This is a genomic window from Mycobacterium sp. G7A2, assembly GCF_041902445.1.
Classification (GTDB): Bacteria; Actinomycetota; Actinomycetes; order Mycobacteriales; family Mycobacteriaceae; genus Mycobacterium.
The window spans coordinates 4464739-4485070 of the sequence record NZ_CP169251.1 but is presented as its reverse complement, the minus strand read 5'-3'; the positions used below and the strand labels follow the sequence as shown (position 1 = coordinate 4485070).

22 protein-coding genes are annotated in these 20332 nt (G+C 67.5%); 14 read left to right on the top strand and 8 right to left on the bottom strand.

Features of this window, described 5'->3' with window-relative positions:
* Positions 1-69 precede the first annotated feature (69 nt).
* On the top strand, positions 70-771 hold the full coding sequence (locus tag ACEWX3_RS21255) for a low molecular weight phosphatase family protein (RefSeq protein ID WP_374157603.1): 702 nt from the start codon (positions 70-72) through the stop codon (positions 769-771).
* Between the two features lie 408 nt (positions 772-1179).
* Complete coding sequence (locus ACEWX3_RS21250) at positions 1180-1698, top strand: PH domain-containing protein (RefSeq protein WP_374157602.1); 519 nt, start codon at positions 1180-1182, stop codon at positions 1696-1698.
* A gap of 10 nt (positions 1699-1708) precedes the next feature.
* Here the strand turns inward: ACEWX3_RS21250 and ACEWX3_RS21245 are convergent, their stop codons facing one another.
* Entirely contained in the window at positions 1709-2371 is a 663-nt protein-coding gene (locus ACEWX3_RS21245) for a GtrA family protein (protein ID WP_152516163.1), read from the bottom strand.
* A gap of 142 nt (positions 2372-2513) precedes the next feature.
* On the opposite strand from ACEWX3_RS21245, the gene ACEWX3_RS21240 reads away from it, so the two are divergent.
* Both ACEWX3_RS21240 and purE read left to right on the top strand, forming a co-directional pair.
* Positions 2514-3674, top strand: coding sequence for a 5-(carboxyamino)imidazole ribonucleotide synthase (locus ACEWX3_RS21240; protein WP_374159912.1), 1161 nt, complete (start codon positions 2514-2516; stop codon positions 3672-3674).
* A complete protein-coding gene (purE, locus tag ACEWX3_RS21235) occupies positions 3656-4171 on the top strand; it encodes a 5-(carboxyamino)imidazole ribonucleotide mutase (RefSeq protein WP_207067413.1) in 516 nt (171 codons plus the stop codon). The genes ACEWX3_RS21240 and purE overlap by 19 nt, the downstream gene beginning before the upstream one ends.
* Before the next feature lie 57 nt (positions 4172-4228).
* Here purE and ACEWX3_RS21230 read toward each other — a convergent pair whose 3' ends face one another.
* Positions 4229-4912 carry a GntR family transcriptional regulator gene (locus ACEWX3_RS21230; RefSeq protein ID WP_374157601.1) on the bottom strand — a complete coding sequence of 228 codons (684 nt, stop codon included), beginning with the start codon at positions 4910-4912 and terminating at the stop codon, positions 4229-4231.
* Between the two features lie 85 nt (positions 4913-4997).
* Between ACEWX3_RS21230 and ACEWX3_RS21225 the strand changes: the two genes are divergently transcribed.
* The 5 genes from ACEWX3_RS21225 to ACEWX3_RS21205 are packed head-to-tail and all read left to right on the top strand — an operon-like array spanning position 4998 to position 9552.
* On the top strand, positions 4998-5780 hold the full coding sequence (locus ACEWX3_RS21225) for an HpcH/HpaI aldolase/citrate lyase family protein (RefSeq protein WP_374157600.1): 783 nt from the start codon (positions 4998-5000) through the stop codon (positions 5778-5780).
* Positions 5777-6574: a carbon-nitrogen hydrolase family protein gene (locus ACEWX3_RS21220; RefSeq protein WP_207067410.1), complete on the top strand. Its 798-nt coding sequence runs from the start codon at positions 5777-5779 to the stop codon at positions 6572-6574. The genes ACEWX3_RS21225 and ACEWX3_RS21220 overlap by 4 nt, the downstream gene beginning before the upstream one ends.
* 10 nt (positions 6575-6584) lie before the next feature.
* Entirely contained in the window at positions 6585-7655 is a 1071-nt protein-coding gene (gene dctP, locus ACEWX3_RS21215) for a TRAP transporter substrate-binding protein DctP (RefSeq protein WP_374157599.1), read from the top strand.
* Positions 7652-8170 (top strand): TRAP transporter small permease subunit, encoded by a 519-nt coding sequence (locus ACEWX3_RS21210; RefSeq protein ID WP_374157598.1) that lies wholly within the window; start codon positions 7652-7654, stop codon positions 8168-8170. The genes dctP and ACEWX3_RS21210 overlap by 4 nt, the downstream gene beginning before the upstream one ends.
* Positions 8167-9552: a TRAP transporter large permease gene (locus ACEWX3_RS21205; RefSeq protein ID WP_374157597.1), complete on the top strand. Its 1386-nt coding sequence runs from the start codon at positions 8167-8169 to the stop codon at positions 9550-9552. Before ACEWX3_RS21210 ends, ACEWX3_RS21205 begins: the two co-directional genes overlap by 4 nt.
* 77 nt (positions 9553-9629) lie before the next feature.
* Here ACEWX3_RS21205 and ACEWX3_RS21200 read toward each other — a convergent pair whose 3' ends face one another.
* Entirely contained in the window at positions 9630-9827 is a 198-nt protein-coding gene (locus ACEWX3_RS21200) for a hypothetical protein (RefSeq protein ID WP_374157596.1), read from the bottom strand.
* Between the two features lie 126 nt (positions 9828-9953).
* On the opposite strand from ACEWX3_RS21200, the gene ACEWX3_RS21195 reads away from it, so the two are divergent.
* A complete protein-coding gene (locus ACEWX3_RS21195) occupies positions 9954-11123 on the top strand; it encodes an acyl-CoA dehydrogenase (protein WP_374157595.1) in 1170 nt (389 codons plus the stop codon).
* Between the two features lie 149 nt (positions 11124-11272).
* Entirely contained in the window at positions 11273-11644 is a 372-nt protein-coding gene (locus ACEWX3_RS21190; protein WP_374157594.1) for a hypothetical protein, read from the top strand.
* On the opposite strand, the gene ACEWX3_RS21185 is transcribed toward ACEWX3_RS21190, so the two are convergent.
* The 5 genes from ACEWX3_RS21185 to ACEWX3_RS21165 all read right to left on the bottom strand — a co-directional run bounded on the left by ACEWX3_RS21185 (position 11641) and on the right by ACEWX3_RS21165 (position 17346).
* Complete coding sequence (locus ACEWX3_RS21185) at positions 11641-12432, bottom strand: biotin--[acetyl-CoA-carboxylase] ligase (RefSeq protein WP_374157593.1); 792 nt, start codon at positions 12430-12432, stop codon at positions 11641-11643. The genes ACEWX3_RS21190 and ACEWX3_RS21185 overlap by 4 nt on opposite strands.
* A 137-nt stretch (positions 12433-12569) precedes the next feature.
* On the bottom strand, positions 12570-14318 hold the full coding sequence (locus tag ACEWX3_RS21180; protein WP_374157592.1) for a PecA family PE domain-processing aspartic protease: 1749 nt from the start codon (positions 14316-14318) through the stop codon (positions 12570-12572).
* A gap of 399 nt (positions 14319-14717) precedes the next feature.
* Complete coding sequence (locus tag ACEWX3_RS21175) at positions 14718-15050, bottom strand: hypothetical protein (protein ID WP_374157591.1); 333 nt, start codon at positions 15048-15050, stop codon at positions 14718-14720.
* A gap of 96 nt (positions 15051-15146) precedes the next feature.
* Positions 15147-15863, bottom strand: a complete 717-nt coding sequence (locus ACEWX3_RS21170) for a TIGR03089 family protein (RefSeq protein WP_374157590.1) — start codon at positions 15861-15863, stop codon at positions 15147-15149.
* 1 nt (position 15864) lies between these two features.
* On the bottom strand, positions 15865-17346 hold the full coding sequence (locus ACEWX3_RS21165; protein ID WP_374157589.1) for an LCP family protein: 1482 nt from the start codon (positions 17344-17346) through the stop codon (positions 15865-15867).
* A gap of 66 nt (positions 17347-17412) precedes the next feature.
* On the opposite strand from ACEWX3_RS21165, the gene rfbD reads away from it, so the two are divergent.
* From rfbD to ACEWX3_RS21150, 3 genes are all read left to right on the top strand, one after another.
* A complete protein-coding gene (rfbD, locus tag ACEWX3_RS21160; protein WP_374157588.1) occupies positions 17413-18285 on the top strand; it encodes a dTDP-4-dehydrorhamnose reductase in 873 nt (290 codons plus the stop codon).
* Positions 18286-18349: 64 nt separating this feature from the next.
* Positions 18350-19243, top strand: a complete 894-nt coding sequence (locus tag ACEWX3_RS21155) for a glycosyltransferase family 2 protein (RefSeq protein WP_207067399.1) — start codon at positions 18350-18352, stop codon at positions 19241-19243.
* Positions 19243-20322 (top strand): sugar phosphate nucleotidyltransferase, encoded by a 1080-nt coding sequence (locus tag ACEWX3_RS21150; RefSeq protein ID WP_374157587.1) that lies wholly within the window; start codon positions 19243-19245, stop codon positions 20320-20322. Before ACEWX3_RS21155 ends, ACEWX3_RS21150 begins: the two co-directional genes overlap by 1 nt.
* Positions 20323-20332: the final 10 nt, after the last annotated feature.

Sequence of the window (20332 nt, the reverse complement as noted above, 5' to 3'; positions counted from 1 at the left end):
GCCGCGAACGTTGCTTCATCCACTACCGTTTCGAGCCAATTCGGCGGACCTGGGTTAGTCGATTACCACATGAGCGCATACTGTGTATCTAGGTGCTCGACGGCGCGGGACATTGGTCTAGGGCACCCACTGACGTGGAGCATTTGGCCGGGCTGGCCCATATTTGCTGTTCTTCGGCACGGTTGCCGCGCGGTGGAGCGTTCTCAGCTGCACGGTCCAGACGAGGAGATTGACCTGCACGTCCTGTTTGTATGCACTGGTAACATCTGCCGCTCCCCGATAGCTGAGCGGCTCTCGGCTGCGCATGGAGTGCATCGAGGGGCCCGAGATTTCGTTGCCTCCAGCGCCGGGACGCGCGCGGTAATAGGTCATCCGATTCATCCGGATGCTGCGCTCGTCCTAGAGAGTTTGGGTGGTGACGGTTCAGATTTCGCTGCGAGACAGCTGACACCGAAAATCGCGGCAGGTGCCGATCTTGTCCTGACGATGACGAGGGCGCAACGCGAAACTGTCCTGGAACTAGCCCCGCAGATGCTGCATAGAACCTACACACTCCGTGAAGCCGCTCGACTCGCAATCGAGTGCAATGCGCACACGGTTGCGGATCTCTGTGAACTTAGGTCGCAGTTGGCTGCTGATGAGTCCTTTGACATCGTTGACCCTGTCGGCCAAGACGCGGAGGTCTTCTCGATGGTCGGTTCTAAGATCGCGGACCTCTTGCCGCCAGTACTCGAGGTCGTCTGGCGGACGTCTGCTTGCACAAGCGGCTAAATTCGCCCCGCTCCGCTAAATGGCGCCTCGCGGGCAGGCGTCTAAGGGGTGTCCTCGAACGTGACCATCACAGAACAAAGGCGGGTCAGGCGTTAAGCAGTCGCGCAGTCAGACGATACAGCTCAGCGCGCAGGCCACTGCCGCGTTGCTGAAACCGAGGGCACTCGCAGGCCGAGCAGTCCTTTCCGGCTCGGTAATGCTTGTGGGTCGAAAGGTTGTGGCCGCATCGACGACAGTGGACCACGTCCATCGCGAAAACGATACGCTGCGCACGCATCGTCCTGCTGGTCCTAAAGGGTTTAGGGCCGCGGTGTTCTTTGAGCGCTGTGAAATGAAGCCACGGCTATGCCCGCCCGCGATAATTGTCGGGAACGAACGTTGTTGCGCGGTTCTGACTACAGTTCTCCCGTGGGCTACCCGAACAACGTCCTGGCCAAGGACGAGCACGTCGTGTTGCACCGCCACCCGCACTGGGGGCGGCTGACCGTCCCAGCACTGCTGCTCATCGTCGCCAGCGCCGCCGCCGCGTTCATTGCCGGGTACGTGAACACACTGAACTGGGAGTCCAACGCCAAGAACATCGTGCACCTGGTCATCGCCGGCATCTGGCTGATCCTGGTGCTGTGGCTGGCAGTGTGGCCGTTCCTGAACTGGTGGACCACGCACTTCGTCATCACCGACCGCCGCGTCATGTACCGTCACGGCCTGGTCACCCGCCAGGGCATCGACATCCCGCTGGCCCGCATCAACAGCGTCGAGTTCCGGCACAGCCTGATCGACCGGATGCTGCGCACCGGCACGCTCATCATCGAATCTGCCGCGCAAGACCCCCTGGAGTTCGAGGACATCCCGAACGTCGAACGGGTGCACTCACTGCTCTATCACGAGGTTTTCGACACCGTCGGCACCGAAGAAGCGCCCAGCTGAGGGAAGTGAACTAGGAGCTCTTCGAGATCCGGTCGCCGGCATCGCTGGCCGGGCGCTGCCGGCGAGCTCGGCGCGGCCGCATCGGCGTGACGTTGTCGCCCTGATGGCGGTGCTCGTATTCGTCCTCGGCGACCTCGGCGAACCCGCCGCCGGTCAGTGTGGACTCCAGCGCCTTTTCCGGGTTGCGGCCGAACTCGTCAGGGAAGACGAACCGGCGGAACGCCCAGAACCGGAACGCCATCTGCAGCAGATTGCCGATGATGTAGGCCGAGACGAAGTCGGCGATGTTCTCGGTGGCCAGCGTGACCATCGGCACCCGCAGCATGAACACGTAGCTCGAGATCCACAGCGGCACCATCGCCAGCACCACACCGACACCGCTGACCACGAAGAACAGCAGCGCCTCGTGGTGACGTTCGCGGCCGCCGCGGTCACGGAAGCTCCATTCCCGGTTCAGGATGTAGGAGGCGATCACCGCGACGATGCCGGCGATGATCTTGGCCGTAACCGGCTTGGGCTCCAGGATCGTCAGCTTGAGGGTGAAGAACACCGCCATGTCGATGACGAAGGTGGTCGCGCCCACGATGGCAAACTTGATCAGCTCGTGGTGCCGCTCCGCGAAAGGACGGAGCGGCCCTGGGAGGCGCTCTATCGTCGCATCGGCAAAGGACACAAAGAGCGAGTGTACGGAACCAATTCAAGATCTACCGCATCGCTGCTCCACCGCAGGTCAACCGTGTGGCCTGGGTCATGACACGATAGGCGGCGTGGCTGTAGACCCCACCCGTGCTCCCGCAACTCCGCCCGTCGTCGCCATGGTCGGTGGCGGCCAGCTCGCTCGCATGACCCACCAGGCGGCAATCGCGCTGGGTCAGACGCTGCGGGTGCTGGCCACCCGCAGCGACGAACCCGCCGCCCAGGTGTCACCCGATGTGGTGCTCGGATCGCACACCGACCTGAACGCGCTGCGCCGCGCCGCCGACGGCGCCACGGTGCTGACGTTCGACCACGAGCACGTCCCCACCGAACTGCTGGAGAAGCTGGTCGCCGACGGGGTGGCCGTCGCCCCGCCGCCGGAAGCGCTGGTGCACGCCCAGGACAAGCTGGTGATGCGTCAGCGCCTGGAGGCCCTCGGCGCGCCGGTGCCGCGCTACGCGACGGTCGCGTCCGTCGAGGACGTCAGGATGTTCTCCGACATCGTCGGCGGGCCGGTGGTCATCAAGACGATCCGGGGCGGCTATGACGGCCGCGGTGTGGTGATCACCGACAGCGCCGACGAGGCCGCCGCCGCGGTGCAGCGCTACCTCGACGACGGGGTGCCCGTCATGGTCGAGGAGAAGGTCGCGATGCGCCGCGAGCTGGCCGCGTTGGTGGCCCGCTCCCCGTTCGGGCAGGGCGCGGCGTGGCCGGTGGTCGAGACGGTGCAGCGCGATGGCATCTGCGTCACCGTGCTGGCCCCCGCGCCGGGGCTGTCGGAGCAGCTGGCGTCGGAGGCGTCGTCGCTGGCGCTGCGGCTGGCCGCCGAGCTGGGGGTGGTCGGGGTGCTGGCCGTCGAGCTGTTCGAAACCGAAGCCGGGAAGCTGGTGGTCAACGAGCTGGCGATGCGTCCGCACAACTCCGGGCACTGGAGCATGGACGGCTGCCGCACCAGCCAGTTCGAGCAGCACATCCGCGCGGTGCTGGACTATCCGCTCGGCGACACCGCGGCGCTGGCGGAGTGGACGGTCATGGGCAACGTGCTCGGCGCCGAGCAGACACCGGCGATGTCGATGGACGAACGGGTGCACCACCTGTTCGCGCGGATGCCCGACGCCAAGGTGCACCTCTACGGCAAGCAGGAGCGGCCCGGCCGCAAAATCGGGCACGTCAACCTCGTCGGCTCCGGTGACGTGGAGGCCCTGCGGGAGCGTGCCGAGCGGGCGGCACACTGGTTGTCGCACGCAGTCTGGACCGACGGATGGGATCCGCACGCATGAACCCTCGGGTAGGCCTGATCATGGGCAGCGACAGCGACTGGCCGGTGATGGGCGACGCCGCCGAAGCGTTGGCGGAGTTCGACGTGCCGTTCGAGGTCGGGGTGGTCTCGGCGCACCGCACACCGGGCCGGATGCTGTCCTATGCCCGCGACGCGGCCGGGCGCGGCATCGAGGTGATCATCGCCGGCGCCGGTGGTGCGGCGCACCTGCCGGGCATGGTGGCCTCGGCGACCCCGCTGCCGGTGATCGGGGTGCCGGTGCCGCTGGCGCGCCTGGACGGGATGGATTCGCTGCTGTCGATCGTGCAGATGCCCGCGGGCGTGCCGGTGGCCACGGTGTCGATCGGGGGAGCGCGCAACGCCGGACTGCTGGCGGTGCGGATCCTCGGCGCGTCGGATCCGGCGTTGCAGGAGCGGATGATCAGCTTCCAGGCGGGGCTGGAGCAGATGGTGCTGGAGAAAGACGAAGCTCTGCGCAAGAAGCTGCTCGGCGACTGACGTTGAGGCTGCGCCCAGCGCGGAGAAGTGCGAGTAGAGGCCGCGGCCAGCGCAGCATCAACGAGGTTCGGTGCCGCCGAAGGCGCTCACCAACTCCGGGACCTCGCGCAGGTGCGTCAGTAGAACGCTGACACATGCATCGGCGTCAGCGGCGCGCATCGCGGCGATGAGTTGCTGATGTTCGCTCTCGATGGTCGACAGCCGTCCGGGGGCTTCCATCATGGTGCGGGTTCCCAGCCGGACCTGGCGGGGTTGTAGCGCGTCGTAGAGATCGGCGATGACGGCGTTGCCGTGATGCCGCACGATCGCGGCGTGGAACCGGTAGTCGAGCTGGGCGAAGCTGTTCCAGTCCTGTGCTTTGCCGGCCTGCTCCATCTCGGCGATGAGCGCCACGGCCGCGTCCGGCGCCCCAGCGCCTCGCGTGCAAATGCCGCGCAGCGCATCGGATTCCAGCAGGATCCGCGCCTGGTAGATCTCGCGCATCTCGGTGGCCGTAACCACCCGTACCTGCGCGCCGCGCCGGGGGAGTAGGTCGATGTAGCGCTCGACCTGCAACCGCTGCAGGGCTTCGCGCACCGGGGTGCGTGACGTGTTCACCCGCTCCGACAGGGCGACTTCGTCGATGAACTCACCCTCGGCGAAGTCACCGCGCAAGATCGCATCGCGGATCCACTCGTATGCCCGCTGGCCTGCGGAGGTCCTGGCAGGCCGCGCATCGATCGGAGGAGTCGGCACGGGCATGCAGCTATTGAACCATTTACACCGCGTGCATCCGTCGTGTATACAACGTGTCTACAGTGATCCTGACTGCTCGGAAGGGTGCCGCATGCCATCACCACTCGAAAACGGAGCGGCCGCGCCTGGTCCGCACGCCGCGATATGGCTCACCGAGCCCTCGGCGCCGGCGGTCGAGATGGGGCACCTGGCCGGCTACGACACCGTGGTGCTCGACATCGAACACGGCTACTTCGACCTGCGTGAACTCGACACCATCATCCCGTTCATCCGCGCGAAGGGGATGCGCGTCATCGCGAAAGTGCTGGGCCCTGAACGCGGCCCGATCCAGCAGGCACTCGATTTCGGTGCCGACGCGGTGGCCATTCCGCACATCACCTCCGCCGCACACGCCGCCGAGATCTGCGGCTTCGCCAAGTTCCCGCCGCTGGGCGACCGCTCGTTCGCCGGCGGTCGAACCTCCAACTACCGGGGCTTCACCGACGACTGGGTCGCCACGCAGGACGCCGCCACCCACTGCTACCCGATGATCGAGGACGGCTCGGCTTTCGACGAGATCGACGCGATCTTGGCGCTGCCCGTCGTCGACGGGATCTTCATCGGCCCGTCGGATCTGTCGCTGCGCCGTGACCGCGGCGCCTACTCGGCCGGCGACGCCGACCTCGCCGACCTGCGTCACCTCGGCCGCTCCGCGAACGCCGCGGGCAAACCCTGGGTATTGCCCGCCTGGACCGAACCCGAGCAGCAGCTCGCCGTGGAAGAAGGCGCGCACACGATCGTCGCGGTGATGCAGTTCGGCGCCATGCTGAGTGGCTTCACCGCGACACGACAGAATCTGCGCCGGATCGAGGCCGAGATGGGGAGCATCCGATGAGCCTGACCGCAGCGATCGCCCAGTTCGCGCCCGGCGAGGACAAAGCGGCGAACGTCGACACGATGATCGGCCTGCTGACGCGGGCCGCGGACCACGGCGCGCACCTCGTCGTGCTGCCCGAATTCGCCGTCTTCACCGCGTCCGCCATGGACGACCGCTTCGTCGACAGCGCCGAACCACTGGACGGTCCGTCGGTCACCCGGTTGGCCCAGGCGTCGGCCGAGCTCGGTCTGAGCGTCGTGGTCGGGCTCAACGAGCCCGCAGGTAACGGGCGGATCCACAACACGTTGGTGGCCCTGCAGGGCGGCGCCATCGCCGCCGTCTACCGCAAGGTCCACCTCTACGACGCGTTCGGGTACAAGGAGTCCGACCGGGTGCTGGCCGCTGACCCGTCGACCCCAGAGCTGCTCGAGCTCAACGGGTTCCGGATCGGCATGCAGACCTGCTACGACCTGCGCTTCCCGGAAACCACGCGGTGGCTTGTCGACGCCGGCGCCGACGTCATCGCGCTTCCGGCGGAATGGGTTCCGGGCCCCTTGAAGGAGTATCACTGGAACACGCTGCTGCGGGCGCGGGCGATCGAGAACACCGTCTATGTCGTGGCCGCCGACCAGATCGCGCCCGGCGGATCAGGCAACAGCGCCATCCTCGACCCGATGGGCACACCGCTGGCCGCGCTCGGCGAGGCTGCGGGAGTCGGAGTCGCGGTGCTGGAACGGGACCGCCTCGACAGCGTCCGCACCATCAACCCGGCCCTGACGCTGCGGCGTTACCGGGTCGAGCCGGACCACTGACGTGGCTCGGGTGCGGCGGGCAGCCGCGGCGGCGCTGGTCGCGCTGACCGCGTCGGCACTGGTGTCGTGCGCGCAGCGCGACGGCGAATACGTGCTGCACTACAGCACGTACTCCTCGCCGACGTCGGATCAGTCGCGCACGGTGCAGCGGTGGGCGCAGGACGTCGAGAAACTCACCGACGGGGACGTGCAGGTGCGCTTCCACTACTCGCAGAGCCTGGTCGGGGCCGACGAATCGGTGCAGGCCACCCTGGACGGCCGCGCCGACCTGGCCCAGGTCGGCTCGATCTACGCGGCCTCGGACCTGTCGATGTACACCGTGATCGAGCTGCCCTTCGAGACCAACAACCCCGAAGTCCAGATGCGCACGGCCGCACGGCTCTACACCGAAAACCAGACCTACCGCGACGATTTCGACCGTCAGGGGGTCAGCCTGCTGTTCCCGCTGCCGGTGGGGATCGCCGTGGTGGGACTCAAAGAAGGCGCCGCCGTGCCCGCCGATCTGGCCGGCCGCAGCATCCGGTCGGGCGGTCTGACGTCGCAGGCGTTGCTCGCCGTGGGCGCCAACCCGGTGGCGATGACGGCGACCGACGTCTACGAGTCGATGGAACGCGGCGTCGTCGACGGCTACACCTCGTTGGCGATCGCGAACCTGCCGACCTTCGGGCTCGCGAGCACGACGCCCTACCTCGTCGACCCGGGCATCGGCACGTACGGCTCGTCGATCGTGGTGATCAACTCCGAACTGCTGGCGCGGATGCCCGCCGAGACCCAGGATGCGCTGGCCCAGGCCTCTGAGAACGCCATCGCCAACGGGCTCGAGGAGATGGATGCGCTGGGCGAGCGTGCCTGCGCCGAACTGCGTGAGGCCGGAACGCCGTTGTCCGCCATGCCCGCCGACGCGGTGCAGCAGTGGAAGAAGCGGGCGGGCATCGACCGACAGTGGGTGCAGCGATACACCGAGCGCGGGTACGACGCCGAGGGTGTGCTGGACGACTTCCGCCGGATCGTCGCCGAGGAGACCGCACGGTCGACCTACGCCGACCCGTTCATCGAGTGTTTGGAAGGGCAGAACCGATGAGAGCCGAAGCCGCCCTGCCGCGCCCCCTGACCCTGCTCATCCGCGGGATGGGCCTGGTGGCCGGGGTGTTGCTGTTGTTCATCATTCTTCTCACCGTCGGCGATGTGGTCAGCAGGAATCTTCGGGACCGCTCGATCGTCGGTGTCGTCGATATGTCGACGATGTTGTTGGTCGCCACCGCCTACCTGGGCCTGGCGTCGGCGGAAGCTGACGGGCGGCACGTCTCGGTGGAACTGGTGGAACGCCGCTTCGGCGCGCGCGCCCGGCTGGTGTTCTCCGTGCTGCGCTCGGCCCTGCTGGTGGGGCTCGGTGTCCTGATGACGTGGGGGCTGAGCGAGGTCCTGATCAGCGCGGTCGAGCGTGGTGAGACGACCAACGACATTCTGCGGCTGCCCACCTCGCCCGCGAAAGTCGTCCTGCTGGTCTCCTTCGCGGCGTTCTTCGTCGTCGCGATCTGGCGTGAGCTGCACACCTTTTCGGCCGAGCGCGCCGCACAGGCGGGCGGTCCGCGATGACCGCCGCCACCATCGGCGCGCTCGTCGTCGTCCTGGTCCTGTTCTTCGCGCTGTTGTCGATCCGTCTGCACGTCGGGCTCGCGCTGATGGTGTCGGCACTGGCCGGCGTGCTGATCCTGCGGGGCACCGGCGCCGCGGTCAGCACCGTGTCCAACCAACCGTTCTCGACCGCGGCCGACTACTCGCTGACGATCATCCCGCTGTTCATCGTGATGGGCGTCTTCGCCGTCCGGGCCGGACTCGCCAAGGCGGCCTTCGACCTGGCGACCTCGGCGTTCCGGCGGCTTCCCGGCGGACCCGCGCTGGCTTCGCTGGCCGGATCCGGGATGTTCGCCGCGGTCACCGGGTCCAGCGTTGCGACGGTCGCGACCATGGCGCGGGTGTCGACCGACGCGATTGTGCGCGCGGGCTACACCATTCGGCTCGCCGCGGGGGTGGTGTGCGCCGGCGGGACGCTCGGCGTGCTCATTCCACCGTCGATCGTCCTGGTGCTCTACGGGGTGGTCACCGAAGAAAGCATCGGGCAGCTGCTGATCGCCGGAATCGGGCCCGGAGTGCTCACCATCGCGGTGTACGCACTGACGATCTTCGCGCTGGTCGCCTGGCAGCGACGTCGAACCCCGGACCGGGCTCGCACCCCGGACCGCGCCGAGGCGCTCGTCGGTGCGGGATCCGGTTCGGCGGCACCCGACGTCGTCGACGAGCCGGGGGAGACGATCGGGCGCGACATCACCGGCGTCGGCTACCTCGTCGTCATCTTCGCGGTCTCGGTCGGCACGATCTATCTGGGTATCGCCACCCCCACCGAAGCGGCGTCGTTCGGTGCGTTCACCGCGCTGATCATCCTGCTGCTGCGGAGCCGCCCGTCAGCGTGGTTGCGCACCATCGAGGAATCGCTGCGCGAAGCGGTCGGGCTGACCGCGATGACATTTCTGCTGATGGTCGGCGCCGGCGTGTTCACCTACGTACTGGCCCTGAGCGGCGCCAGCACCTCGCTGGTGAATGCGGTGACGACCGCCGACCTGCCGCCCTATGTGGTTCTGGTGGCCTGCCTGGCCATCCTGCTGCCGCTCGGTATGTTTCTCGACGGCATCTCGATGATCCTGATCGCCGCGCCGCTGCTGCACCCGATTCTCACCGGGTACGGCTTCGACGGGATCTGGATCGGTGTGCTGATCGTCAAGGTCGCCGAGATGGCGCTGATCACGCCGCCGGTCGGGATGAACGCCTTCGTCTACTCGGGAGCGGTGCGCGAAGCAGGTCTGGACCGGGTGTTCCGCGGACTGGTGCCGTTCGTGCTGGCCGACCTCGTCGTGGTCGCGCTGCTGATCGCCTTCCCCGGAATCGTCAGCTTTCTGCCGTCGATGTCAGGTGCGCAGTAGGTAGGCCGCGCTCATACCGGCGGGTGGCCGCACGAAGCGCGGCGGTCGCCGACGTCAGCGCAGCGTCAGCGCGGACTTCAGGACGCCTGAAGTGCGAGCGCCGGGGTGGCTTCTCTGGTCATGAACGGAACCGTGACGGGCAGATGCCCGGTCTGCGCGCCGTGCTGGCCGACGTCGAGAACGGCCGAAGCGCGGGTCAGTCGGTTGCCGCCATGCCAACCACATTCGCACTGTGCGTAATGGCGGAAGGTTCGGCCTGCGACGAATACCTGCATAGTCTGGAAAGTACCCACCCACTATGAGAGCCAACCTCGACGAAGCTGAGTCGTTACTGAGAAGACCCGACTTCGTTTCGCGCGGCGAGAACGGTAAAGTTACCGGCGAGTAGCAAGGAGATGATGATGGCTAGTTGGGCCGGAGATCCGTCGTTCGACCTGTTCCAGTTGCCGGAGGAACACCAGGAGCTGCGGACCGCGATCCGCGCGCTGTGTGAGAAGGAGATTGCTCCGCACGCCGCCGACGTCGACGAGAACTCGCGCTTCCCCCAGGAAGCGCTCGATTCGCTCGTCGCCAACGGCTTCAACGCCGTGCACGTGCCCGAGGAGTTCGGCGGTCAGGGCGCCGACTCGGTGGCCGCCTGCATCGTCATCGAGGAAGTCGCCCGCGTCGACGCCTCGGCGTCGCTGATCCCCGCGGTCAACAAGCTCGGCACCATGGGTCTGATCCTGCGCGGCTCCGACGAGCTGAAGAAGAAGGTGCTGCCGGCGATCGCCTCCGGCGAGGCCATGGCCTCCTACGCGCTGTCCGAGCGCGAAGCCGGCAGCGACGCCGCCTCGATGCGTACCCGCGCCAAGGCCGACGGCGACGACTGGATCCTCAACGGCGCCAAGTGCTGGATCACCAACGGCGGCAAGTCGTCGTGGTACACGGTGATGGCGGTCAACGATCCCGACAAGGGCGCCAACGGTATCTCGGCGTTCATGGTTCACGAGGACGACGAAGGATTCACCGTCGGACCCAAGGAGAAGAAGCTCGGCATCAAGGGTTCCCCGACCACCGAGCTGTACTTCGAGAACTGCCGCATCCCCGGCGATCGCATCATCGGCGAGCCGGGCACCGGTTTCAAGACCGCGTTGGCCACCCTTGATCACACCCGTCCCACCATCGGCGCGCAGGCCGTCGGCATCGCCCAGGGCGCACTCGATGCGGCGATCGAATACACCAAGGACCGCAAGCAGTTCGGTCGTCCGGTCGCCGACAACCAGGGTGTGCAGTTCATGCTCGCCGACATGGCGATGAAGGTCGAAGCGGCCCGGCTGATGGTCTACAGCGCCGCCGCCCGCGCTGAGCGCGGCGAGGGCAACCTCGGCTTTATCTCCGCGGCGTCGAAGTGCCTGGCCTCGGATGTGGCCATGGAGGTCACCACCGACGCGGTGCAGCTGTTCGGCGGTGCCGGCTACACGGTCGACTTCCCCGTCGAGCGGATGATGCGCGACGCCAAGATCACCCAGATCTACGAGGGCACCAACCAGATTCAGCGCGTCGTGATGAGCCGCGCCCTGCTGAAGTAAGGCTCGGCGCGGCGCGGGGCGCCGCTGGTCCGCCGCTGGACCGCGAACGTGCATTCCCTGTAGTGGATCTCGAGTTACCGCTACCGAGGGAGCACGCTCGCGGGCAATTGGTACTCCTCGATGCCGGCTCGGCTCGGTAAGCTCCCCGTATGGAGTCCGGCGACCTCGAACCGCGCGTCGAAGCTCTCGAGAACCAGGTGGGCGATCTGACCGCCAAAGTGCACGCGACGCAGCAGGATGCGGCGGCCGCGCGGGTGCTTGCCGGTGCCGCCGATCGCGACGTCAGCGAGATCCGTGGTGAGCTTGGCGACTTTCGCAACGCCACGACTGCCAGCTTCAATGCGATGCGCCAGGACTTCGTCGACCTGCGCCAGGATTTCGCCGACCTACGCGAGCATGTCGACCGCAGGTTCGAGCAGGTCGACCGAGGATTCATGGAGATGCGAGGCAGGTTCGACGCAGCTGCGGCCGGCCAACAGCAGATCGTGGACATGCTGACCACGATCATGCGGGAGCGTTAAGCCTGACGCAGGTGGGTGATGTCGCCCGCTGACACGGTGACCGTGGTGCCGGCGTCGTCGATGAGCAGTCGGCCCGCGTCGTCGACACCCGTTGCCAGACCGACGACTTCGGAGTCTCCTGGCAATACCGCCCGCACCTGGGTGCCGATCGTGGTGCTGGCATTGCGGTAGTCGGCGGCAAGGTCGGCATCCGCACCGGCCGCGGCGCGCCAATGCGCGAGGCGGCTGCTGAGGCCCTGCAGTAGAGAGATCACCAACTCGTTGCGGTCCGCGTCATGGCCCAGCATCGACAGCGACACCGCGTTGGGGTCCGGTCGCTCGGTCTCGTCGAACGACACGTTGAGCCCCAGCCCGATCACCACCACCGGGGCTGACACCTCGGCCAGGATCCCGGCCAGCTTGCCGTCGCCGACCAGGACATCGTTGGGCCACTTCAGCCCGACGTCGACGCCCAGATCGCGCACGGTCTGCGCGACGACCAGCCCGGTCAGCAATGGCAGCCAGCCCCAGCCCACGGGCGGGACCCCTTCGGTGGCGACCGCGACGGACATCGAGATCTGCGAGCGGGCCGGCGCCGACCAGCTGCGGCCATGCCGTCCCCGCCCGGCGCTCTGATATTCGGCCAGCAGCACAGCCCCGCCGATGTCCTCACCGGCCGCCGCACGCGCCGTCAGGTCGGCGTTCGTCGACCCCGTTTCCTCGACCACCTCGACGCGGCGCCACTCGGTGTCTGCGATAGCGGACCTCAACAGGTTGGCGTCGAGAGCGGGACGCTCAGAAGTGGCCATGCCGCTGAGGGTATCGGGGTAGAAGGTCCGATCGTGCATTCGCCATCGCATTCCCCCCCCCCCCCCGACGACACACACGCCCGAAACGCCAACGCGCCGCCACCCCCGGGGGAGTGGCGGCGCGAAGGCAAGACGTGTCAGTAGTTGAAGCTGGTCGACCCTGCGCCGGCGAAGCTGAAATACAGCGTGCCGAGGCTGAACGGAGTGAACCCGGTGTTGAATCGGGAATCTTCCTCGCTGTCGGTGACGCTCAAGGTGTTCTTGCGCGTCGTCGTGTACGAGTACAGCAGGGTTTCGCCGTCCGCCGTGTAGACCGACACCACCGTTCCGGGCGGAACCTCAGGGCCGTCACCGTAGACAGTGTCCGGCACGCTGCCGAGGATCCCGCCCGAATCGACCCAGGTGTCCACCGCCACTTTCTCGTCGTCGCCGATCTGCACCCGCAGAGGGGTAGACGGCGCACCCGGCACCGTGACGCGGGCGGCGTACGGATTGGGGCCCAGGATGAGGCGACGACGTCGCTCGTCGAACAGCACCCCCTGGCTCAGCAGGCCCGGCATGGACAGGAACGGGTTGAAATTGCCCGGCCCTCCGGCGTCCGCGCCGATTCCCAACACACCCACGTAGTCACCGTTGTAGTCGGTGAACCCTTGTGCGGATTGCAGCTCGACGACGAGGATCTGAGTCGGCGACGATTCCACGCCATCCACCGAAATCGGGATGTCGTAGGAGTCCCAGAAGAACACCGAAGACCCGTCGCCGTAGCTGGCGGTGCCGGTGCCGGTGGGTTCACCGATACCGTCCACACCGACGTCTCGTGGGTCGATGATCAGACCGAGCGACCCCGTGTCGACGAGCACGGGAGCCGGGTCCCCGCCGTTGACCGAAATGTAGATCACGGGCTCGGTGCGGACCGGGTTGTCACCGTTGTACTGCAACTCCATCTTGACGATCTGGTACACGAGGCCGTTGTCGGCGGCGGTGCCGATCAGCTGGCCGATCGCCTCCATCTGCGAAGCGGTTCCGAACCAGCCGACGACAGTGAGCAGTTTCTCGGCCGCCTCGAGCTGGTCCTGAACGCGGATGGTGCGCTGGATGCTGTTCTCGATGCGCACTCCGGCCAGCCAGTGAGCGAACGGATCGTCATAGGTTTCGGCGTAGCGCTGCTGCAGCAACGCGTGGTTCTGCTGCCAGCGCTCCAGTGAGGCCGACGCTCCGGACAGGTACATCTGCGGCAACATCGCCGCCAGCCCGGCCAGCACGTTGCCGCTGTCCCAGGTCGCTTCCCGCAGGTCTTCCTTGGCGTCCGAAATCTGCTCCAGCGCAACCGGAACGGTATCGACGGGATCGTCATCGTCGTCAGCGGGCTCGTCGTCGGCCGGGGTGTCCTCGTCGTCCTCATCGACGGGGCCGTCATCGACCCCGTCGCCGTCGACGTCGACGGCGTCACCCGTGACGAGTGCGTCGCGCACCGTCGTCGGGACGTAGTGCGGGCCAGGATCAGCGGCGGAGTCGTCGACTGCGGAGTCGTCGAGTGCCACGTCGTCGATCTCGGCGTTGAGGTCCGCGTCGTCGGAGTCTCCGCGGGTGTCTCCGTCGGCGTCCTCGTCGTCGTTGTCGAGGTCGGCCGAATCGCCGGCGTCGTCGGAATCGATGCCTGAGCCGCCGCCGTCGGTGGTGTCGTTGGCCCTGGAGTTGGTCGAGGCGCCGTCGCTGTCGGTGGAACTGCTGGCAGAGGTATCCGCGGCCGACGAGGCAGCAGCGCTGCTCGTCTCGGAGCCGGCATCATCGGGCGCAGCTTGCGCCGTCGACGCACACAGAAGGCAGACGCCGGTGGCGACCGCCGGGGTGGCAAGGACCGTGGCGGTCCAGGTGCTCAGTTTCACGGGCGGTATTCAAGCACGTCAATATTGCCGACGTGATGTTTTGGGGAGCTAATCAGTAAATCTTCGCTATTCGGATAGGGCCGCGATATAGAAGTGCTGGCTCATTCATCTGCAAGTGAATTGCCTGTTCAGGGGGGTTCTATCGCCGTGGGGCCACTTAGGGTAGCTACTCATTAAGGTTCTACTCAGGTGCTCAGCAAACGAAATAGGTCTGAATTAGAGGGGTTCGCCGCTTTGCTGGTTGCGGTTCCGGACTCGGGCGCGATCCGGTAAAACCACTGGTCGAAGGCTTGGGTGATGATGCACAAAGGGTGCGACAATCACCGGGGCGGCGCGATTGAGGCCCCAAACAATAAGGGCGACAACACATGCCAGTGACGAAAGAAAAGTTAGCCGGACCTAATCGCGGCGCTCGCCGGCCGGCACCGTTTCCAGGGTCTCGAGCAGCTGCGCGAACTCCGCATGGCGCGCCGTGGCCCGATTCAGCTGGGCGAAGCCCGACACGAAGGCCACCATCGCCGCCAGCGCCCATGCATTACCGAGCGCCCACTCCCACGCGGTCGCGGTGGGTGCGCTCACCAACCAGTACGCGGCGATGATCACGAGGAAGTAGCCGCAGTAGATGTTGAACCGTCCCTCGGAGCTGGCGCGCCAGCCGGGATGACGGGCGTTGCGGACATGCCAGGCCGCCAGAACTCCAATGACCGCGATCGCGGTGATGGTCGACGACATCGGCGGCCTCCGTCTTTGCCAGAACTGTAACCCCCTGACGCACTCTAGCCTCGATGATCAACCTGAGAACAGAGTGTGACTACGGAAACAATATGGTCACGGTATCGAGCGCGTCAATTTCTCGTTAACGGTTCGGCGGTCCAGCAAAGAGCTGTCCAAGTTCGCCATCTGTACCAGTGAGGCGCCTGTGACGTACACCGCGAGCAGGTTGGCGATCAGCTCGTCGGCGGTGTCCCACGCGGCCGTCGACGCCACCCGGTCCGAGTCCGTCAGTCCCTGCGCTGCCGCCGATGCCCGGGCCGCAGCAAGCACGTCGTCGACCGACCGGCCGTCCAGCGCCGGGCCCGGGGCGCGTTCGGGGATCACCTGGTCACCGTGCACACGCACGGCTGTTGCGTAATCGGTCACTCCGATGGGCAGATCGGGGACCGGCTTGCCGAACGGGTCCAGCGACAGCACCGCAACTTCGCCCATGTCGACCGCGGCGTCGGCATCGTCCAGCCGGTCGGCGGTGCACAGCGCGATGTCGCAGTCCGAACCGCCTGCCAACACCACCTCGGCGCCGATCCACCAGATACCGAACAGGACCGCCGCGGTCTGCCAGTGCGCCGGCAGCAGCACCGCGACCCGGCTGCCCGCAGTCGCACCCAATTCGTCGCGCAGCAAATTTCCGGTTTTCGCGGCCCAGTTCGCCAGAGTGACAGATGAGAGTTCGATGCGCTCACCGGTGGCGTCGTCGTAGTAGGTGATGCGCGGACCCGCCGGGTTCGCGGTCAGCAGCGGATCGAGGATCTCCGAGCTCAGATTCGTCACGTCAGTTGACGCACTTGGGGTCGTCGGTGCCCGCCGTGATGATCTGTGGCGGCGCCGGCGCGAGCTCACCGGTGTCGGTCACCACGCCCGTCTCCAGGGAATCGCCGCCCATCAACGTCACATCCGAGCCGTCCAGGCCCGAACCCGGGCCGGTGTAGTCGTCGGCGAGTACCACCCGCACCGACCCCGGCGGCACCGTCTGGTCCTCGACCACCGGCAACCCGCCCAGATCCGCGGCCACTGCCTGCGCACCCAGATCGTCGGCCGCCGCGGCCTGCACCTGGCTGGTGGTCACCTTCTCGCCCTCGTTGTTGCCGACGTTGCCGGCGGTGAAGCCCTTGGTCGACAGCACATGCGACACCGCGGCGGCCAGGCCGTTGACGTCGGTGTCGTTGAGCACCTCGGCGACCGTCTGATCCGGGCTGTAGGTCAGCTCCTCGGTCTTGCCCTCGTCCTGATCGTTGAGCAGGCCCGACACCCAGTCCTTGACCTCGGCGGGGTCGACTCGCACCACGCTCTGCATGCCGTCGTCGCTCCAGCCCGCCTCCTCGACGATCGGGATGGTGGAGAACGCCACGTTGCCGCCGGCCAATTCCTGCAGCTGGGTGATGAAGTCCATGATGTCCCAGTCGTCGGACAGCACCACCGAACGCTGCACCGCCTCTTCCAGCCGGTTCAGCGTCGCCGGGCTCGACAGCGTCTTGCTCGAGATGACGTCGTGGGCCAGCGAGGCCATCACCGCCTGCTGGCGCGTCACCCGGTCCAGGTCGCCGCGCGGCAGGTCGTGGCGCTGGCGCACGAAGCTCAGCGCCTGCGGGCCGTTGAGCTTCTGCCAGCCCGCCGGGAAATCCGCACCCGAAAGCGGTTCGTAGACCGGCTCGTTCAGGCACACATCGACCCCGCCCAGCGCGTCGGTGATCAGCGAGAAGCCCAGCAGCCCGATCTCGGCGTAGTGGTCGACCGTCACCCCGGTCAGGTTCGCGACGGTCTTGATCAGTTCCTCGCGGCCCGCCGCGATGGCCTCCGGCTCGGCGACGGCCGGGTCGACCCCCTGATCCTCGACCAGCTTCTTCAGCTCCTCCAGATGCACCGAGCCGTACACCCCGTTGATCTTCATCTTGCCCAGGCCGGGGGCCTCGACATAGGAGTCGCGGGGGATCGAGATCGCCGTCGCGGACTCGCCGTTGTTGGGGATGCGGATCAACACGATCGTGTCGGTGTTGGTGGAGACGTCGTCGCCGGCGCGCAGCACCGCCAACTCCTCGGCCGACAGCGGGTTGCCGTGCGCGTCGGTGCGGCTGTCGTTGCCGACCAGCAGGATGTCGATCGCGCCGTCCTCGCCGCCCTCACCGAGCGCCACCGGGTTGATGTGGTTGATCCCGGATTCGAACGAGCGGATCTTGCCCCACGCGACCCCCGTGGTCACGACGATCAACATCGCCACGGCCACGGAGATGACACGCATCAACTGAGCAGCAGGCATTTGCCCAGGCTACTGGCGGATGCCCCGCCAGCCCGGGAGGTGACACGGGCGTGCCAAACTCGTGACATGGACCGCCGAATCGTTATTTCCGGAGCTGGCGGCATGGTGGGACGCGCGTTGGCAGCTCAGGCCCGCGCCCAGGGCCGCAACGTGGTGGCGCTCACATCAGCCGAGTGGGACATCACCGACGCCACCGCCGCCGAACGCTTCATCACCCCCGGCGACGTCGTCGTCAACTGTGCCGCCTACACGAAGGTCGACGACGCCGAGACCGACGCCGACCGGGCGTTCGCCGTCAACGTCACCGGCGCCGAGAACGTCGCCCACGCCTGCGCCCGCACCCGCGCCGACCTGATCCACATCTCCACCGACTACGTGTTCAGCGGCGACTTCTCCGACGTGCCCGGCGGCGGGCCGCGCCCGTACGACATCGACGACGCCACCGGGCCGCTGTCGGTGTACGGCCGCACCAAGCTGCGCGGCGAAGTCGCCGTGCTGGCCGCGATGCCCGACGCCGGCGTCGTGCGCACGTCCTGGGTCTACGAGGGCGCCGACGGCTCCGACTTCGTCGCCGCGATGCGCCGGATCGCCGCGGGCGACGACGACATCGAGGTGGTCGCCGACCAGATCGGCTCACCCACCTATGTCGCCGACCTGTGCACGGCGCTGCTGCAGATCGCCGACAGCGCGATCCGCGAACCCGTCCTGCACGCCGCCAACGCCGGGGCGGTCAGCCGCTTCGAACAGGCCCGGGCCGTCTTCGAAGAGCTCGGCGCCGACCCCGAGCGGGTCAAGCCCGCCACCGGCGAACAGCAGCCCCGGCCCGCGCCCCGCCCGCCGTATTCGGCGCTGTCGGCGGCGAAATCCGAAGAGGCGGGGCTCACCCCGCTGCGGGACTGGCGCGCCGCCCTGGCCGCGGCGATCGGGGCGTCGCGCTGACGGTGGCGGCGATTTACGGCGGTGCGCCCGCTACCCTCTACGCCGTGAGATGGGCAGGCCGCGCGTGAGCGACGAACTCTACGTCGTGACGGTGACGTACTCGCCGGGCCCGCACCTCGACCGGTTCCTGGCGTCCCTGGCCCACGCCACCGAGCGGCCCGTCACCGTGCTGATGGCCGACAACGGCTCCACCGACGGCGCCCCCGAAGAAGCCGTCGAGCGCTACCCGAACGCGCGGCTGCTGCGCATGGGCGGCAACCTCGGCTACGGCAGCGCCATCAACCGCGCGGTCGCCGAATACGGGCTGACCTCGTCGACCGACTTCTTCGTCGTCGCCAACCCCGACGTGCAGTGGGGGCCCGACAGCATCGACCTGCTGATCGAGGCGGCCGGGCGCTGGCCGTCGGCGGCGTCGTTCGGGCCGCTGATCCTCGACCCGGACGGCTCGATCTACCCGTCGGCGCGCCACCAGCCCAGCATCATCCGCGGTGGCATGCACGCCGTGATCGGCCCGGTGTGGAAGTCCAACCCGTGGACTGCGGCCTACCGCCAGGACCGGGCCACCCCCAGCGAACGCGCCGTCGGCTGGCTGTCCGGATCGTGTCTGTTGCTGCGCAGCGCGGCGTTCGCGGAGGTATCGGGCTTCGACGAGCGCTACTTCATGTACATGGAAGACGTCGACCTCGGCGATCGGTTCGGCCGCGCCGGCTGGCAGAACGTCTACGTGCCCGCCGCCGAGGTGCTGCACGCCAAAGGTCACTCCACCGGCCGCGACCCGGCCCGCAACCTCGCCGCCCACCACGTCAGCACCTACACTTTTCTCGCGGATCGCTACCCCAAGTGGTGGCAGGCGCCGCTACGGTGGGCTTTTCGGGGGGCGTTGGGGGCGCGAGCCCGCCTGGTCGTCCGGAGTTCACGTCGACAGGCCCGCAGGGCGCAGGCGAAAGGGCAGCGCTGATGGTCAATCCTGCAGAAGTGGACGCCGTCATTCTGGTCGGCGGAATGGGCACGCGGCTGCGGCCGCTGACGCTGTCGGCCCCCAAACCGATGCTGCCCACCGCCGGTCTGGCGTTCCTGACGCACCTGCTGTCCCGGATCGCCGACGCCGGCATCGAACACGTCGTGCTCGGCACGTCGTACAAGGCGAAGGTGTTCGAGCAGGAATTCGGTGACGGCTCCAAGCTCGGACTGCAGATCGACTACGTCGTCGAGGACGAACCGCTGGGCACCGGCGGCGGCATCGCCAACGTCGCGTCCAAGCTGCGCTACGACACCGCGATCGTCTTCAACGGCGACGTGCTGTCCGGCTGCGACCTGGGTGCGCTGCTGGACTCGCACGCCGAGCGTGACGCCGACGTCACCCTGCATCTGGTGCGCGTCGGCGATCCCCGCGCATTCGGTTGCGTGCCAACCGATTCCGACGGGGCGGTGACGGCATTCCTGGAGAAGACCCAGGACCCGCCCACCGACCAGATCAACGCCGGCTGCTACGTGTTCAAGAAGTCGGTGATCGACCGGATCCCCAAAGGTCGGGCGCTGTCGGTCGAACGCGAGGTGTTCCCCGGCCTGCTCACCGACGGGCTCAAAGTCTGCGGCTACGTCGACTCCACCTACTGGCGCGACATGGGCACCCCCGAGGACTTCGTGCGCGGCTCCGCCGACCTGGTGCGCGGCATCGCTCCGTCGCCGGCGCTCAAAGGCCATCGCGGCGAGTCGCTGGTGCACGACGGCGCCGGCGTCGCCCCCGGCGCCCTGCTGATCGGCGGCACCGTCGTCGGCCGCGGCGCCGAGGTCGCCGGGGGAGCGCGCCTGGACGGGGCGGTGATCTTCGACGGCGTCACCGTCGGCGCCGGCGCGGTGATCGAACGCTCCATCATCGGCTTCGGCGCGCGGATCGGGCCGCGGGCGCTGCTGCGCGACGCGGTGATCGGCGACGGCGCCGACATCGGAGCCCGTTGCGAGCTGCTGCGCGGTGCTCGGGTGTGGCCGGGGATCACCATTCCCGACGGCGGCGTGCGCTTCTCCAGCGACATCTAGCCTCGGGGCC